Genomic DNA, 17,075 nt, shown 5'->3' on the forward strand with positions numbered 1-17,075 from the left:
AAATTGATTCATATTTTGAATTACAGCGGTCAGATTATTGATTTTTTTAGTCAAGATGACAATACAATCATTAAAGCGATGTATAGTCGTACTTCTGAAACTGAAACATTAAATTTAATCGCATTAAGCAGTAAAGCTGAAAATTTTAAAGAACGTAATCGTATTTTGATTCAGGATCAGAACGATAACTATCGTGAATTTATTGTGGATCATGTAGAAGATAGTGGGCAGTATATTGAAGTTGAATGTACTGCTTCATATTTAGTTGATATTAGTACTTCTAAGCCTATTCCAGTAGGCAAATTTGAGAAAATGACAGTTAATCACAAACTATCAGAGACGTTACGTGACAGTGGCTGGACGGTCGGTGATTGTGATTATGCTGGCGTTAAAACAAATAGTTGGACGTCAGTTAGAACGCCATTAGAGATGATTAGTCAGCTTGAGACAGCACATGATGTAGTAGCCGATTATCAGATTGTTATAGACGGTTATGAAGTGGTTGAACGTTTAGTTAATATGCGTAAGCCTACACCTTTGTTTAAGGGTAAAGAAATCGAATATGGTAAGGATTTATTAAGTATGAAGCGCACTGTTGACTTTTCAGAAGTTAAGACTGCGCTTTTTGCTTTTGGCCCAGAAAATGAAAATGGTGAGCGTATTAGTTTAGTTGTTTATGATGACGAGGCGCAAGAGCAATTAGGCTTGCCACAGCGCTACATTTGGGGCTTATATGAACCTGAAACAGAAGATAATGAAATGACGCAGAAGCGGTTAGAAACACTTGCTAGAACCGAACTGAACAAGCATAAGACGGCTGCTATATCCTATGAAGTAAGCACAGTCAATTTGGAACAAGAGTATGCACATGAGATTATTCGTTTTGGTGACATTGTCAGAATTAAAAATTCAGATTTTACACCTAGCATTTATGCAGAAAGTGAAGTGATTGGATTTGACTACGACCTAATCAGTGGTGATTGTACGTATCAATTTGGCAAAATTGTAGAATTTAGAGAAAGTGATTTGCGTCGTTATTTTGAAAGTAAGCTGGGTTATATTCGACAAAAGTTGAATGATAATCTGACGAACGTAAATACAATTGTGCGTGATAGTTTAGATTCTGAATTGCAGTATTTTGAACGTAAAATTTTTAAAGGAGAAACAGCACCTGAGAATCCAGTAAATGACACGATGTGGCTTGACACAAGCAATCCTAACGTAGCTGTCCTGCGCCGTTATTTTAACGGAGAATGGCATAATGCCACTGCTGAAAAAGCAAGTGATGTAGGTGCTGTGACACGTGAGCAAGCGTTATATAGCGAACTAACAAACGCATTTACCAATCTAAGTATTCAGCATGCAAAATTGCTTAAAGAAGTTTTAGGGGTGCTTAATTCGGAATTTTTTGTGAGTACGACTTTGAAAGCAAATGTGCAAAATAATTTAGATGCGACTATCAGTGTCTACAACAAAATCAAAACAAGTTTAGATAGCATGACTTCTGAAACTGCGACAATTGGTAAATTGATCGATACGCAGGCGTTCTTCTTAGAATATCGTGAGAAGTTGCAAGCTTTATATACATCAGTTGAAACTGCTAAACGTGCGATTAATGCTCGCTTTAAACTATTGCAATCGCAATACACTGATGCAAAGTTTAATGATGCTATGAGCAAGGTAGCTTCTGCAATACCTGGTGGCAAATGGGATGCTGCTAACCAAATGCTCACATCCGAAGTGCCAAACGAAGCTAGAATAAACGAGATTGTAGCTGCAATTACAGAAAGTGCAGTTGAAAGTTTGTACAGTTCAGTAAATGAAGTGGGGGAAAGGCTTAATACTGTAAACGGTGATTTAATCGAAAGGATAAATAATGAAAGATTAAATGCTAGACAGTATGTTGACACAACAAATTTAAACTTGCGAGATGAAGTGAACAACACTTTTAAAATGGCTAAGGATGAGCTATCTAATTCTATAAACGCTGTAAAAGAAGACGTTGTGAATAATGTAACAGAGCCACTTAAAATACGCATGACAACGGCTGAAAGTGGGCTACAACAACTACAAGATAGTTTGTTGTTAACAGCTACAAAAACAGAAGTAAATAGTATGTTAACTGATCAACTGACGCCACTTAGAACTGATGTAAATAATCAAAAGGCGCAGTTAAAAGTTATGTCAGATTCTATTGATTTAAAAGTCAGTAAATCTGACTATACAACGGATAAAGATGGCATTGTACAACGACTTGACAATGCAGATTCAGCACGTCAACAATTAGCCAATCAAATCAGTGAGCGTGTGACGTTGACGCAGTTTAATAACGAGATTGCCGCTACCAAACAATATACGGATGACTTAAAAAGCGAACATGAAAAAGTACTTTCTGAGTACGAATCACTTATAAGTCAAAATGGTAAAGAGATTAACGCACGAACAAAGTCTGAAGAATTTAATGCTACTCGAAAGACTTTGTCTCGTGTTGTTTCTGAGTTGGCAGTAAACACAACTGGTTTGTCACTTACCCATGATGAAAATGGGGTTATCCAGTCCTTTATCGTTGGTCCAGATGGTGTAGGTATTAACAGTACAAAGGTGACTATTAATGAAGGGGATGTGACAGTAGAAAACGGGCGTACAACGATTAAAGATGCATACATCAATAAATTATTTGCAAACAGTGCGTTTATTTCAAAATTGCAAGCGCTCGATATTACAGCCCAAAGACTGCGTGCAAAAGATAAAACTACGACGGTAACTGTGGAAGGCGGCGAGATGACAATCGCTAAGTCGAATGGTGAAAAAATGGTTATCAATAACGCAGGATTGCGCAGCTATACTTCAACAGGAGACCTTCGCTTTAGATTAGAAGACGACTTTGTCACAGCAGGTGCTCTAGGCACCCGTAATGAAAACGTTTATTTAGCAAGTGACCGAGAAGTTAGATCTGTTCATTACTCTTCCATACCAGGAACGGGTAGTGTCCATGACTATGCTTATACACCTGTTAGAGCTTCACAGTTTTATGGTAACCGTTTATCAGTCAATCACGGTGTTGCAGGTGTGAGCAATTTATATTTATCGCCAACAAGCGGTGGGGAAGTACGTGTGACACACTTTGATTCGGTCGAGATTTATAGACCTATCAGAGCATCAGAAGTTTTTGGTAATAGATTATCTGTTAATGCAAATCATGGTGTAGGTAAAAATCTTTATTTATCACCTATCGGAGATGGTGAAGTAGTAGTCTCAACACCGAATTCAACAAATGATTACCGAACAATTAGATGTAGAAGTTTATCTGTTCAAAGTGGTGCAGCGATTCGGAATAACGCAGCAGGTAATATGTATATTGGCGTTGGTGGCTATGAACTGATTGTTACTAACAATAATTTTGGTAATAATGGGAATCCTACTTATCAAAACGTACGGGCTAGAGATTTCATTAAGGCATCTTCTGAACGTTTTAAAGAAGATATTAGCGTATGGAACTATAAAGTTTTGGATGTTATTAAAAATGATGTCCAGATTTATCAATACAAATACAAAAATGATGATTCTGGACTTTATCAAAGGGGGCTTGTGCTTGAACGTGAAACACCTGTTGAGTTTAAGTCAGGCGATGGAATAAATAGTTATGAACTTCAGACTTGGACGTTAAAGGCTGTTCAAGAATTAGCACATGAAAATGATATTTTAAAAGAGAGATTAAAAAGGATGGAGATGAAAATTTATGGAACGTAATTTAGAAAAAGAAATCTTGTATTTACAAGAAGAATTGAAAGTATCGAAGTCTAATGAAGCCATGTTGAGAGCTATGCTAGATGATGCATATGAAAAAATTGAAAATTTGACAAATGGTAGAAACGAACCTGCTCACTCTGAGTAAGGTTCTTTTTTATAAAAAAATTAGGAGGATTTTTATTATGGAAAAATTTACAGAGTACTATTTAGTGGAAGTGAATGAGCGTGGAGACAATACACCTTTGATTAAAAGTTATGAAGGGAATGGGTTTACACGTGGTATCAGTCCAGATTCAGCTTTTAAATTCCAAAATGAAGAAGACGTAAAGCAAGCATGTCATTTTCAAAATATGCTAGCCAAAATCTTTCGAAACAAAACAGTCACTTATTATGTAAAACAGGAAGTTGAACGTACTAAATTTGATGAATCTGGTGAGCCTTACGTCAAACCTAAAGTTGACCATGAAGTTGAAGGAGTTAACGAATAATGTTGGGAGCGGTCATAGTGAGCTTTGTAGAGAGCGAAGCATTCAGAACCTTTTTTTATGCAGGGGAGATTAAACTATTGTACTTTTTGATGATATTGATGTGCTTAGATATCATCACAGGGCTTTCAAAAGCAATTAAAAATAAAAAATTGTGGAGCCGTAAGTCATTGTTTGGTTATGCACGGAAACTATTGATTTTTTGCATAATTGTGTTGGCAAATATCATCGATCAAATTTTAGGAACTAATGGCGGAATTGTAGTAGTGACTATCTTTTTCTATATAGCAAACGAAGGTCTTTCGATTGTAGAAAATTGTGCCGAAATGGGTGTACTTGTGCCACCTGAGATTTCAGACAAGTTAGCCGTCATAAAAAATGAAAAAGGTACTTCTGTCACAACTGAAATTAAGGAAGAATTTTCAAGTAAGCACTCTCGTGAACTTGAAGGAGATACAGCAGAAGTGAATATCAAAATCGAGAAAAAGGACTGACTTATGTCGGTTCTTTTTTCATATTTAATTGGAGGGAAAGCAATGAATCATTTAAATGAAACAGAACAACTTGAAGGAATTGGAAAAGTTTCAAAAGAAGAAATTGAAAAAATCGAATTAGAAAATCATAAAAAAGATGAATTTGTTGGCTTACAAGCTGATATTAAGGAGAGCTCATTATGGGATACAAAATAGTAAATATGTGGACACCATCTTATCTTTATCCTTACAAAGCACCTTACTATATGCAACCGACTAAGTTAGCTATTCATAACACAGGCAACACGGCATCAGCACGTAATGAAGTGGCTTATATGAATAGTAATCGTAACTATGTATCTTACCACGTAGCAGTGGACGACAAAGAAGTAGTTCAGGCTATTCCGTTCAATCGTAACGCATTCCACACAGGTGACGGTATTGGCTTATCATCTGGGAACCGTACAGCAATCGGAATTGAAATTTGCTATTCTATGGATAACGGTTATAGTGGTGCAAAATCTGAACGCTATAAAAAAGCAGAAGATAACGCAGCATTATATGCAGCACATGTACTACACCAGTATGGCTGGGGTATTGATCGTATGTACCAACACTATTGGTTCAGTGGTAAAGATTGTCCGCACAAAATTCGTGCAACAGGTACATGGGCAGAATTTGAAAATAAAGTAAATAACTACTTGAAACAAATCAAAGCAGGCAAAACACCTACAAAGCCAAAAGCAAAGTCTAAAACTTCTAAAGTGGCAGAATGGAAACGTAACAAATATGGCACGTTGTGGAAAGATGAGAAATACACATTTACTGCTAATGCTGACATTTACGCACGATTAGAAGGCCCTTTCAGAAGCTGTCCGTTCGGTTATACCTTTAAGAAAGGCTCATCAAAACAATATGATGAGTTATTGTTACAAGACGGTCATGTTTGGATTGGTTTTAATCATAATGGTAAGCGATACTATTTACCTATACGTACATGGGACGCTAAAACTGGAGCAGTCGGTAAACTATGGGGGACAATTAAATAGAAAGCATAATTTAAGGGTAGCCGTTGAGCTACCCTCTTTTTTTATATCTCAAAATCATCAACGTCTACTGTTTTAGCTATATCATCCCCGAATAAGACGATGAAAATGAATGAAGTGAAAATTTTAAAAGTAGAACAAGGGAACGAGTTCTACAACCCAGAAAAATCTCAAAACGGTGGAGGTTATGATCAACCGATTATAACCTTTGAATACAAGGGTATTCAAGGTGTGTACGAAGACACTAGTTGCGGTGACTTCGGCACACGAGAATCCGTTGAATGGGACGGGAAATATGCTCAATGGGGCTCTATGATTGAAGAAGAGAACCATTATAGCGAAATCCCTGAAACGGATTTACAAGCCATTCTCAATGGTTTGTAAGTTGACAAGTCATAACAAAACCCCACTCATTAATTTGGGTGGGGTTAAATAATGGAAGAAAGTGTCAAGCACGTGTCAAATTAGTTAAGCTTTGTTAGGCTTAGTTACAAAGTTAAAATGCTATAACCTTTGATATTACTGGGTTTTACACTTTGTTACAAAGTATATCAAATCCCGCCGTCTCCACTATATAGCTTGCAACCCGCGTGGTTGTGGGCTTTTTATTTTTTTAGAGTGCACATATTGCCCCAATTTCATACGATATACGTATATTTAAAATACGTCTTCCGTTTATGATTCTTAAAATCACCACAAAAAGTGTACGAATAAAATGAAAAACAGTAAGAATGCTTTTTAAATTTTATGTATTATAAAATTTTGTTGTGAATTTCTATGAAAAGCCATCAATGATATATTAAAATAGAGTGATACATTGTATTGTTAGAAGTATGAATGAAGTTATTTAATAAAGAGGGCTGTTATGGATTATAAACTAAGGGTTTTGAATGGACATGTAAATATTCAGTCAAGTTTTGAACGCATCATTATTTATTATGTTCTGTCTGGGGAAGTGCGTATTAAACAGGGGAAAGAAATAAAAATGTACGCACAAGATGCATTCTTTTTTGTAAAACCATTTTCACCACCGATTATTTTAAATAGTGATGGAGAGGTTTTAGAGTTAATGATTGATAAAAGAAGCTTCAATCGATACTCATTATTAAATTCAGAAAAAATTTATCAAAAAGAGCACCATATCCAAGATATTGATGCTGCAATTAAAGGTGAAATACTGCATGTCATGAATGCACAATCTGAACCGACATTATTTAATTCAGATTTACATATGATACGTTTGATTAATTATATCGACTTAGCAGGTTATATCGATAATGTTGCCAATGTGAATAATGAATTGGTTATCAATGTGTTGCATTATGTGAATGCACATTATAAAAGTGAATTGTCAGTAAACAAAATTGCGGAACATTTTTATGTGAACACAAGTTACTTATCTAGAGTTTTTTCAGAAACATTAAATATATCTCTACTTAATTATATTCGTAAAATTAAAATGTATAGTATCGCTATTGATATTATTAGCTTAAAAACAGACCAGAATATTTGGCAAGATTATGGGTTTAAAACATATGAATCCTATTTGAAAAATTTTAAAAAGACGTTTGATTTAACACCTTCTGAATTTCTAAAAAACCCTCCATTTTAACTTTAACTATAAATTGGATAAGGAGGAATTTTATGAAGGAATGGATAAAAACTTTTTTCAGCACATTCATTGTCGGTGTTGGTTTGATATTAGTGGTGAAACTGATTGGCTATGTGCCACCTAATCCACGTATATTTAATGTAGTTGATCATCTCACCTTTACACATTTTTTGAAAACCGCATTTATGATAATTGGCTAATGATTGCATTTCTGTTTGCCTTACTCGTAACAGTATTAGATATGACTTCTGATAAAGTTAAAAATAAATAGTTTATAAAAAATGGGTATACTGATCTTAAGATGATCGGTATACCCGTTTTTTAAACTGTAATTATTCTACGACTTCTACGCTTAAAGCGACATCAACGTTTCCGTTAATTGCTTTTGAATAAGGGCAGAATTCATGTGCTTGTTGTAAAGATTTTTCTGCGTCTTCTTGACTCATATTTTTAACTTTTGCGTGGATATCTACTTCAAGTTTTGGACTTTCAGCTTCAGCATCGTCTACTAAACGAACTGTAATTGCCACAACCGGTTCTGCATTACGGAATTTGTTGCGTTTTAGAATTAGGTCGAACGCACCGTTGAAGCATGATGCGTAGCCTGCAGCAAATAATTGTTCAGGATTTGTTGAGTCTGTATCAGTATTATCTGGTGGTGTGATTTGTAAGTCTAAAGCTTTATCGTCAGTTTGAACAGTACCTTTACGGCCACCTGTGTTAGTTGCAGTTGTTTCATAAATAATTGACATAATTGATGCCTCCTTCAAATGTTCTTTCATTATACTATCGATCCAATGTGATTCAAATAATTTAGCTTTTCAAATTAGGAAATATACGATATAGTAATTTTATTCTGAAAAAACTGATAATTAAGGGTGATGTTATGAAGAAGATTAAAGTATTTGATGTCAGAGTGGATGAGCAAGCGGCGTTGAAACAATGGATTGATAACCATGAAGATGAAGTAGAAGTTGTATTAACAGAAGATAGTCTAGAAGGGGAACATCTTTCACAACTTGATGATGTTGATGGTATTACAATTTCTCAAACAACAACGTTTGATCCAAATCATTTCAAAGTACTTTCAGACAACGGTATTTATCATATTGCACAACGTTCTGCTGGATTTGATATGTATGATTTACCAGCAGCGAATGAAGCTGGCATAAAAATTTCTAACGTTCCAAGTTATTCACCACAATCCATTGCTGAGTTTGCTGTGACAAGAACATTGGCATTGGTACGCCATACCGATCGTATTGATAGAAATGTTGCTGTTCAAGACTTTACATGGGATTTAGATGTACAAGGTCGTACGATTGAGTCACTCAAAGTCGGTGTGCTTGGGACAGGACGTATCGGCAGTCGTGTTGCAAAGATTTTCAACGGTTTTGGAGCCAAAGTGTTTGCATATGACTTGGCACCGAATCCAGACCTTGAAAATGTTCTCACTTACGTTGATTCTCTGGAAGCGTTAGTGAAAGATATCGATGTATTGACGTTACATATTCCGGGTTCACCTGAGAATAAGTATGTCGTCAATGAGTCTGTGTTAAACCAAGCAAAGCAAGGATTACTCGTGATTAATACAGCGCGTGGGATTGTATTAGATACAGATGCGTTAATTCGCAAGTTAGATGATGGAACGGTCGCTGCAGCAGCACTTGATACGTATGAAAATGAAGGCCCTTATTTCAAAAATGACTGGACGAATCAACCTTTAGAAGATCCAGTATTAAGTCACTTGTTAGAGCGAGATGACGTATTAATCTCACCGCATGTCGCATTCTATACAGACGAAGCAGTACAAAACTTAGTTGATATCTCACTGGATGACGTATTATCATATATTAAGACTCAGACAGCAGATCATATTGTCAATCCATAGATAGAAAAGGTGAATGAAGTGAAATCTCAAATAGTTGCTAGTCTCATGCCAAAATCACAGCGATTAACGATACAAGATTTAGAAAGAGTCGCTGAAAATATGATGTATTTTCACATTTTAGAACTGCGCATTGATGCTATACCGGAGTGTGATGTTGAGACGGTTAGACAAATGATCATAGCACTCAAAGATATGGGTGGATCATTTCAAATACTTGTCACGTATCGTACTAAGTCTCAAGGTGGAGCGGGTAGCTTGGATGAGATAGCATATCAGCAATTGTTAATTGATTTGAGTGAGATTCCTCAAATTGATTGGATAGATGTAGAATGGACACCTGAAGTGAATCGCATGGAGGCTTGCCGTAAAATTTTGTCACACGGTGCAATGATTGTGGCTTCATATCATAATTTTAATGAAACACCATCTGTTGATGTGATGAAAAAAACATATTTTCATTTATCTCAAATGGGTGCAAGTCATTTGAAAATTGCAGTGATGCCACAAAGTAGAGAAGACGTTCTTCGTGTATTACAAGTTGTTGCAGAAGCGAGTGATGCACTCACACAATGGGTAACAGGCATCTCTATGTCTCATTTAGGACTCATTACGCGCACAGCACAATCTACCTTTGGCGGCTGTTTATCATTTGGCGCACTGGACGAAGCAGTTGCCCCCGGTCAAATCTCGGTAAAACAACTCTTTGAAACGGTTAAGCTATACGATTGATTAGTTGCTTAAAATTGCGTATAATTGATAATAATTATCAATAAATCTATAAGGGGTAGATAGAGATGGAACTTCAAGACGCTATAAAAAATCGTAGAAGTATCAAGAAGTTCAAACATGATATGCATATCGATGAAGCGGCAGTACACCAAGCAATTATCGATGCTGCAGATGCACCGAATCATGGTATGCGTGAACCGTGGCGTACAGTTTATGTTCCGAAGCATAAACTTGGTGAGATGAGTCGAGAAATTTCTCGTTATGCATTTCCTAGAGAACCTGAAAAGCAACAGAGTCATTATGATGCGGTGACGAACCTTGGTGGATTCGTCGCATTGATTATGAAGTGTGATGCACGTCAGCGTGAAGAAAATGAAAATTATCTTGCTGTTGGTGCATTTGCACAGAATTTATTATTGTTGCTTTATGAACAAGGTATTGGTACATGTTGGAAAACACCACAATATATTTTTAATCCAAAAGTGCGTCAATCATTCGGCGTTTTGCCTGATGAGCGTCTCGTAGGCTTCATCTATTTAACAGATCTCAAAGAAGAAGATAAGATGAAGAAGTGTGAAAGAAAAAATAGAGGTCTCATAACGAATTATATTTAAAAATAACGCATATGAAATGGATGTGTCCGTTTCATATGCGTTATTTTAATGCATCTATTTACCGAAGCTCTCAGCTAAAAATGACTCAACTTGTTCAGGTGATTTTGCGTTTGCAGAATGTAAGTGGTGAAGTTTCTCGCCGTTTTGGAAGATTAGGATACTTGGAATACCCATTACTTCATATTTTGTAGCAGCTTCTTCTACTTCATCACGATCCACAACGTACCATGTGTAGTCGTTATATTTTTCAACAATTGGATCAATCCACATATCCATTACTTTACAATCTGGACACCAGCCTGCCTCAAATTTAATGATGACTGGTTCCGCACTTTGGATGACTTCGTTGAATTGTGTCATATCTTTAATTGCTTGCATGAAAATGCCTCCTCTTATTCTTTCGTAACGTCATTATATCGAAATTGTAAGTGGAAGTCATTCAAATTGCAATGTGTATGTGACCGACATAAGTATGTTTTGTGCAATGTAGCTGAACAAAATTTTATAAAAAAGAGCAATATTTTTAAATGTTTGTTATATTTAAGTTATATGATTACTGGAGGTATGTATATGATCAAGTTTTATCAATATAAAAATTGTACAACATGCAAAAAAGCAGCTAAATTTTTAACGGAACAAGGTGTGAGCTTTGAACCGATTGATATTATTCAGCATAACCCAACAAAAGAAGAATTTGAAAATATTGTTGCATCAACAGGTATAGAAGTGAAAAAATTGTTCAATACGCACGGTGCAAAATATCGTGAATTAAACTTAAAAGATAAACTGGCAGATATGTCTGATGATGAAAAATTGACATTATTAGCAACAGACGGCATGCTCGTAAAACGCCCATTAGCTGTTTCTGGAGATAAAATTACAGTTGGATTCAAAGAAGAAACGTATCGTGATACGTGGCTTTAAGAAAATAGTTGATAGAAAGTCTGCAATGTGTCAGAATAAATATAACATTAACAATTGGAGGGGATTCAAGTGGCAGTGCCAAGTAATTTAAAGTATTCAAAAGAACATGAATGGGTAAAAGTAGAAGGTAATACAGCAATCATCGGTATTACAGACTTCGCACAAAATGAATTAGGCGATATCGTATTCGTTGAACTTCCTGAAGTTGACGATGAAGTATCAGAAGGCGATACATTCGGTAGCGTAGAATCTGTAAAAACAGTTTCTGAACTATACTCTCCTGTTTCAGGAAAAGTTGTTGAAGTGAATGAAAACTTAGAAGACGAGCCAGAAGCTGTCAACGAATCACCATACGAAAATGCATGGATGGTTAAAGTAGAATTATCAGACGAAAGTGAGTTAGATGCATTATTAGATGCAGCTGCTTACGAAGAAATGATCGGTGAATAATACGTAAAAATCTCGAGATGAAGCTGTGATTTGCAGTTTCATTTCGAGATTTTTTGTGCATGAAGCCGATATAGTAGCATATCTTTGTATAAGGTGCTACGCTCAACCTAGAATAATAAGGTAAAGGGTTGTACGAAATGACACAGAATGATGCACAAGATGAGATGTTAACAAAACATTTCGATAAAGAAATACATCTCATTTTCGGTTACACAACGATGTGTGGAACTTGTAAAGTGTCTGAACACATGTTGGACATTGTAAATGATATTTTGCAGTTACCAATGACAAAAATAAATTTAAATTATTACCCAGAATTTAATCAAGAAAATAAAATTATGTCAGTTCCTGTCTTGTTGATTATGCGCAAGAATCAAGAGATTGAGAGACTATATGCTTTTCAGTCGGTATCTTTTTTGTTGGAAAAAATAAAAAAAGTTATTGACGAATCTCGATTGCAATGGTAAGATTTAAACAATTCAATATTCAGAAAACTCTTATCCAGAGTGGTGGAGGGATGTGCCCTTTGAAGCCCGGCAACCGTCTAGTTATAGAAATGGTGCCAAGTCACATAAAGTTGTAAGCAACTTTTGAAGATGAGAGAAAGGTATTTTTAACACATTGCCTTCTCTTTCATTTAAAAAAGAGAAGGCAATTTTTATTTGGCGTAAGAGATGCTAGCACAAGGAGGAGCAATATGATTGAGCTGAAAAATATTGTAAAAAAATACGAGAGCAAATCCAAATCTGTCACGGCAGTCGACCACGTCAATCTTAACATTGACAAGGGGACGATTTATGGGATTATTGGATTCTCTGGGGCAGGTAAAAGTACGTTAGTAAGACTATTCAACTACTTGGAAACACCGACTTCGGGCGATGTCATCATTGGTGGTGACAATATCGGTCAACTGAGTAAACAAGCATTGCGTCAGAAAAGGCAAAAAGTGAGCATGATTTTCCAACATTTCAACCTGCTTTGGTCGAGAACTGTTTTGGAAAATATTAAATTCCCACTTGAAATTGCAGGTGTTCCGAAAGCTGAAGCAACTGAAAAAGCCAAGTCATTGGTTGCACGTGTTGGTTTAGCCGGTCGAGAACACGCATATCCATCAGAGTTATCAGGTGGACAAAAGCAACGTGTTGGGATTGCAAGAGCGCTTGCCAATGATCCAGAAGTATTGTTGTGTGATGAAGCGACAAGTGCGCTAGATCCACAAACAACGGATGAAATTTTAGATTTACTGTTGCAGTTAAAGAAAGAACAGAATCTTACAATCATCATCATCACACATGAGATGCACGTCATTCGTCGTGTCTGTGATGAAGTAGCTGTGATGGAAAACGGACGTGTCATTGAAGAAGGTAAAGTATCAGATGTATTTGAAAATCCACAACATCAAGTGACACGTCGTTTTGTACAAGAAGATTTACAGCCAGAGCAAGATTTTGAAGGCATCGTCAATACTTTGGAACTCGGTCAAAATGACAAAGTTGTCAAGTTAACATTCTCAGGTGAAAATACGACACAGCCTATCGTTTCATATATTGCTCGAAAACATAATGCCACTGTGAATATTTTGGAAGGCAATATCAAGCAAGCAAAATCGGGTGCAGCAGGATTTTTACTCCTACATATCCCGGCGATAGCACAGGAAGACTTTAATCATTTACAACATGATTTAGAGTTGCAAAACATTCTAGTTGAGGTGATTAAACATGGGTAAGAGTTTTAGCGAAATCTTGAATGAAATGATTACAATGCCAAATATTCGTTGGCCAGAGGTTTGGATTGCAACATACGAAACACTTTATATGACTGTAATTTCAACTGTATTTTCATTTGTTTTAGGTTTGATTCTAGGCGTTATTTTATTCTTAACATCTAAGAGTAAGTCGAAGGTTGGACGTGTTTTTTATAGCATCGTATCATTCTTTGTCAACTTATTCCGTGCTATTCCATTTATCATTTTAATCTTACTTTTAATTCCATTTACAAGCTTGATTCTCGGAACGATCAGTGGGCCAACAGGTGCATTACCAGCGTTAATCATCGGTGCGTCACCATTCTATGGTCGACTTGTTGAAATTGCACTGAAAGAAATTGACAAAGGTGTTATTGAAGCAGCACGTTCAATGGGTTCAAATACTTGGACAGTTATTTTGAAAGTATTAATTCCAGAATCATTACCCGCATTGATTTCAGGTATTACTGTAACAGCCATCGCATTGGTTGGTTCAACAGCGGTTGCCGGAGTTATCGGCGCAGGTGGATTAGGTAACTTAGCATACTTAACAGGATTCACACGTAACCAAAATGATGTCATTTTAGTTTCAACGATTTTAATCTTGATCATCGTTTTTGTAATTCAATTCTTAGGGGATTGGTTTACAAATAAAATAGATAAACGATAATTTACAAAAAGGAGCATATCATTATGAAAAGAATTTTATCCATTGCATTAGTTCTTGTTTTAGCAGTAGCACTTGTTGCATGTGGTAACAAAGAAGACAAAAATGATAAGAAAGTTGTTGTAGGTGCATCTCCAGCACCTCATGCAGAAATCCTTGAAGAAGCTAAACCATTATTAAAAGATAAAGGTTATGACTTAGAGGTAAAAGTAATCAATGACTACACAACACCTAACAAATTGTTAGATGCAGGTGAAATCGATGCAAATTTCTTCCAACATACACCATATTTAGAAACTGAAAAGAAAGACAAAAAATACAAAATTGAATCAGTAGGTAATGTTCACTTAGAACCAATGGCTGTCTATTCTCAAAAATATAAAAGCTTAAAAGACTTACCAGATGGCGCAGAAGTTTTCGTTTCTAACAACCCAGCTGAACAAGGTCGTTTCCTTAAATTCTTCGTGGATGAAGGATTAATCAAAATCAAAGATGGTGTTAAGATTCAAGACGCTACTTTTGATGACATTGTAGAAAACAAAAAAGACATTAAGTTCAACAACAAACAAGCGGCAGAATTCTTACCAAAAACTTACCAAAACAACGAAGGTGACGCGGTTATTATCAACTCTAACTACGCAATTGAGCAAAAGTTAAACCCGCAAAAAGACTCTATCGCAGTTGAAAACGGTAAAGACAATCCTTATGCAAACTTAATTGCAGTTCAAGAAGGACATAAGGATGATGAGAAAATCAAAGCATTAATTGAAGTTTTACAATCTAAAGACATCAAAGACTTTATCAACAAGAAATATGATGGTGCAGTAACTCCAGCAGAATAAGGTCACTTTGAGAATTAAATAACAAGATGGGAGCACGCTGTTGTCATGATAGCGTGACCCCGTCTTTTTTTAGCACTCATTTCATGTGGGATGAAGGAGAAAGGGGGATTTCAATGAGAAGATTAAGAATATTCACGCTATTATTATTTGCATTTGCTGTCATTTTAACAGCTTGTGGTCAACAAAAAGAGGCGTCAAAAGAAGATAAGAAAATTGTTGTTGCAGCATCTCCTGCGCCTCATGCAGAAATTCTCGAAGAAGCCAAAGCATTATTAAAAGATAAAGGTTATGATTTAGAAGTAAAAGTAATCAATGACTACACAACACCTAACAAATTGTTAGATGCAGGTGAAATCGATGCGAATTTCTTCCAACACACACCATACTTAGAGACCGAAAAGAAAAATAAAAAATATAAAATCGAATCAGCAGGTAATGTTCACTTAGAACCAATGGCTGTCTATTCAAAAAAACATAAAAGCTTAAAAGATTTACCAGATGGCGCAGAGGTTTTCGTTTCTAACAACCCATCTGAACAAGGTCGTTTCCTTAAATTTTTTGTAGATGAAGGTTTAATTAAAATTAAAGATGGCGTTAAAATTCAAGACGCAACTTTTGATGATATTGTAGAAAACAAAAAAGACATTAAATTCAACAACAAACAAGCTGGAGAGTTCTTAACAAAAACGTATCAAAATAATGAAGGTGATGCGGTAATCATTAACTCTAACTTTGCAATTGAGCAAAAATTAAACCCACAAAAAGATTCTATTGCAGTTGAAAACAGCAAAGACAATCCATATACAAACTTAATCGCAGTTCAAGAAGGACATAAAGACGATGCAAAAATAAAAGCATTAATTGAAGTTTTACAATCAAAAGATATTCAAGATTTTATCATTAAGAAATATGACGGTGTAGTAACACCAGCTGAATAAATATAGCTTTGAAAATTAAATAAATTTCAAAGTGGGGAAAATGAGAAAGGGGTATTCCAATGAAAAAATTAAGACTATTTACACTATTGGTAGTTGTATTCGCTGTCGTTTTAACAGCATGTGGTCAACAAAAAGAGTCGTCAAAAGAAGATAAGAAAATCGTTGTTGCAGCATCACCGACACCGCATGGAGAAGTTGTGAAAAAAGCAGGAGATCTTTTGAAAAAAGACGGCTACGATGTTGAAGTGAGGGAAGTGAACGATTACAAAATTCCGAACAAGCTGCTTGATAAAGGAGATGTTGATGCAAATATGTTCCAACATGTCCCATATTTGAAAGCGGAACAAAAATCACATGGCTATCAGCTTGAAGAAGTTGGAAAGGTATTAACGACTCCGATGGGCGTATATAGCAAGAAGTATAAAAGTTTAAAAGACTTACCAGATGGTGCGAAAATATATGTTTCTAATAATCCAGCTGAAGAAGGACGTTTCTTATCATTCTTCGTGAAAGAAGGACTTATCAAAATTAAAGATGGTGTCAAAATTGAAGATGCTAAATTTGATGACATTGTAGAAAACAAAAAGAACATCGAATTCGATAATCAACAAGGTGCTGAATTCTTACCGAAAACATATAATAATGATGAAGGAGACGCAGTGATTTTGAACTCAAACTATGCAATTGATAACGGGTTAAAACCGCTAGAAGATTCTATTGCAGTGGAAGATGAATCTTCACCATTTGCGAATGTACTAGTTGTACAAAAAGGTCATAAAGATGATAAGAAGTTTCAAGATTTAATCAAAGCACTACAATCTGATGAAGTGAGAGACTTTATTACAAAAGAATATAATGGCGCTGTAATTCCGGCTAAATAATAAAAAGGAGTCTGTTAAGTGATGAAAAC

22 protein-coding genes and 1 riboswitch are annotated in these 17,075 nt (G+C 35.7%); of the genes, 20 read left to right on the forward strand and 2 right to left on the reverse strand.

Annotated elements, in window-relative coordinates; translation table 11 throughout:
* Window positions 1-3 precede the first annotated feature (3 nt).
* From C7J88_RS09775 to C7J88_RS09805, 9 genes are all read left to right on the forward strand, one after another.
* On the forward strand, window positions 4-3,750 hold the full coding sequence (locus tag C7J88_RS09775) for a phage tail spike protein (protein ID WP_095115778.1): 3,747 nt from the start codon (window positions 4-6) through the stop codon (window positions 3,748-3,750).
* Window positions 3,740-3,895: a hypothetical protein gene (locus C7J88_RS10485; RefSeq protein ID WP_157728667.1), complete on the forward strand. Its 156-nt coding sequence runs from the start codon at window positions 3,740-3,742 to the stop codon at window positions 3,893-3,895. Before C7J88_RS09775 ends, C7J88_RS10485 begins: the two co-directional genes overlap by 11 nt.
* Window positions 3,896-3,932: 37 nt before the next feature.
* Window positions 3,933-4,238, forward strand: a complete 306-nt coding sequence (locus C7J88_RS09780; RefSeq protein ID WP_095115780.1) for a hypothetical protein — start codon at window positions 3,933-3,935, stop codon at window positions 4,236-4,238.
* Window positions 4,238-4,729, forward strand: coding sequence for a phage holin family protein (locus tag C7J88_RS09785; protein WP_095115782.1), 492 nt, complete (start codon window positions 4,238-4,240; stop codon window positions 4,727-4,729). Before C7J88_RS09780 ends, C7J88_RS09785 begins: the two co-directional genes overlap by 1 nt.
* A gap of 42 nt (window positions 4,730-4,771) precedes the next feature.
* Window positions 4,772-4,924 carry a hypothetical protein gene (locus tag C7J88_RS10560; protein ID WP_169712250.1) on the forward strand — a complete coding sequence of 51 codons (153 nt, stop codon included), beginning with the start codon at window positions 4,772-4,774 and terminating at the stop codon, window positions 4,922-4,924.
* A complete protein-coding gene (locus tag C7J88_RS09790; protein ID WP_095115784.1) occupies window positions 4,909-5,757 on the forward strand; it encodes an SH3 domain-containing protein in 849 nt (282 codons plus the stop codon). The genes C7J88_RS10560 and C7J88_RS09790 overlap by 16 nt, the downstream gene beginning before the upstream one ends.
* 105 nt (window positions 5,758-5,862) lie before the next feature.
* Complete coding sequence (locus C7J88_RS09795) at window positions 5,863-6,138, forward strand: hypothetical protein (RefSeq protein WP_095115786.1); 276 nt, start codon at window positions 5,863-5,865, stop codon at window positions 6,136-6,138.
* 481 nt (window positions 6,139-6,619) lie between these two features.
* The gene (locus tag C7J88_RS09800; protein WP_095115788.1) at window positions 6,620-7,366 is read left to right on the forward strand and encodes an AraC family transcriptional regulator; all 747 of its coding nucleotides are present in this window, start codon (window positions 6,620-6,622) and stop codon (window positions 7,364-7,366) included.
* A gap of 32 nt (window positions 7,367-7,398) precedes the next feature.
* Window positions 7,399-7,566: a hypothetical protein gene (locus C7J88_RS09805; RefSeq protein ID WP_229709423.1), complete on the forward strand. Its 168-nt coding sequence runs from the start codon at window positions 7,399-7,401 to the stop codon at window positions 7,564-7,566.
* A 132-nt stretch (window positions 7,567-7,698) separates the two neighbouring features.
* On the opposite strand, the gene C7J88_RS09810 is transcribed toward C7J88_RS09805, so the two are convergent.
* A complete protein-coding gene (locus tag C7J88_RS09810) occupies window positions 7,699-8,118 on the reverse strand; it encodes an Ohr family peroxiredoxin (RefSeq protein WP_095115790.1) in 420 nt (139 codons plus the stop codon).
* Between the two features lie 134 nt (window positions 8,119-8,252).
* Here C7J88_RS09810 and C7J88_RS09815 point away from each other — a divergent pair, with 134 nt between their 5' ends.
* From C7J88_RS09815 to C7J88_RS09825, 3 genes are all read left to right on the forward strand, one after another.
* Window positions 8,253-9,257, forward strand: a complete 1,005-nt coding sequence (locus C7J88_RS09815; RefSeq protein WP_095115792.1) for a D-2-hydroxyacid dehydrogenase — start codon at window positions 8,253-8,255, stop codon at window positions 9,255-9,257.
* A gap of 18 nt (window positions 9,258-9,275) precedes the next feature.
* Window positions 9,276-9,986, forward strand: coding sequence for a type I 3-dehydroquinate dehydratase (gene aroD / locus C7J88_RS09820; RefSeq protein WP_095115794.1), 711 nt, complete (start codon window positions 9,276-9,278; stop codon window positions 9,984-9,986).
* 65 nt (window positions 9,987-10,051) lie between these two features.
* Window positions 10,052-10,600: a nitroreductase family protein gene (locus C7J88_RS09825; protein ID WP_095115796.1), complete on the forward strand. Its 549-nt coding sequence runs from the start codon at window positions 10,052-10,054 to the stop codon at window positions 10,598-10,600.
* A gap of 54 nt (window positions 10,601-10,654) precedes the next feature.
* Here the strand turns inward: C7J88_RS09825 and C7J88_RS09830 are convergent, their stop codons facing one another.
* Window positions 10,655-10,978 carry a thioredoxin family protein gene (locus C7J88_RS09830; RefSeq protein ID WP_095115798.1) on the reverse strand — a complete coding sequence of 108 codons (324 nt, stop codon included), beginning with the start codon at window positions 10,976-10,978 and terminating at the stop codon, window positions 10,655-10,657.
* Window positions 10,979-11,170: 192 nt separating this feature from the next.
* Between C7J88_RS09830 and C7J88_RS09835 the strand changes: the two genes are divergently transcribed.
* From C7J88_RS09835 to C7J88_RS09870, 8 genes are all read left to right on the forward strand, one after another.
* Window positions 11,171-11,524 carry an arsenate reductase family protein gene (locus C7J88_RS09835; protein WP_095115800.1) on the forward strand — a complete coding sequence of 118 codons (354 nt, stop codon included), beginning with the start codon at window positions 11,171-11,173 and terminating at the stop codon, window positions 11,522-11,524.
* 69 nt (window positions 11,525-11,593) lie between these two features.
* The gene (gcvH, locus tag C7J88_RS09840) at window positions 11,594-11,974 is read left to right on the forward strand and encodes a glycine cleavage system protein GcvH (protein ID WP_095115802.1); all 381 of its coding nucleotides are present in this window, start codon (window positions 11,594-11,596) and stop codon (window positions 11,972-11,974) included.
* Between the two features lie 137 nt (window positions 11,975-12,111).
* Entirely contained in the window at window positions 12,112-12,441 is a 330-nt protein-coding gene (locus C7J88_RS09845; protein WP_095115804.1) for a thioredoxin family protein, read from the forward strand.
* A 27-nt stretch (window positions 12,442-12,468) separates the two neighbouring features.
* Window positions 12,469-12,577: riboswitch (SAM riboswitch) on the forward strand.
* Window positions 12,578-12,671: 94 nt separating this feature from the next.
* On the forward strand, window positions 12,672-13,700 hold the full coding sequence (locus C7J88_RS09850) for a methionine ABC transporter ATP-binding protein (RefSeq protein WP_095115806.1): 1,029 nt from the start codon (window positions 12,672-12,674) through the stop codon (window positions 13,698-13,700).
* Entirely contained in the window at window positions 13,693-14,388 is a 696-nt protein-coding gene (locus C7J88_RS09855) for a methionine ABC transporter permease (protein WP_095115808.1), read from the forward strand. Before C7J88_RS09850 ends, C7J88_RS09855 begins: the two co-directional genes overlap by 8 nt.
* 23 nt (window positions 14,389-14,411) lie before the next feature.
* The gene (locus C7J88_RS09860) at window positions 14,412-15,227 is read left to right on the forward strand and encodes a MetQ/NlpA family ABC transporter substrate-binding protein (RefSeq protein ID WP_095115810.1); all 816 of its coding nucleotides are present in this window, start codon (window positions 14,412-14,414) and stop codon (window positions 15,225-15,227) included.
* A 113-nt stretch (window positions 15,228-15,340) separates the two neighbouring features.
* Window positions 15,341-16,165 carry a MetQ/NlpA family ABC transporter substrate-binding protein gene (locus C7J88_RS09865; protein ID WP_095115812.1) on the forward strand — a complete coding sequence of 275 codons (825 nt, stop codon included), beginning with the start codon at window positions 15,341-15,343 and terminating at the stop codon, window positions 16,163-16,165.
* Window positions 16,166-16,224: 59 nt separating this feature from the next.
* Window positions 16,225-17,046, forward strand: coding sequence for a MetQ/NlpA family ABC transporter substrate-binding protein (locus C7J88_RS09870; protein WP_095115814.1), 822 nt, complete (start codon window positions 16,225-16,227; stop codon window positions 17,044-17,046).
* Window positions 17,047-17,075 lie beyond the last annotated feature (29 nt).

It is taken from the genome of Staphylococcus muscae, assembly GCF_003019275.1.
Classification (GTDB): Bacteria; Bacillota; Bacilli; order Staphylococcales; family Staphylococcaceae; genus Staphylococcus; species Staphylococcus muscae.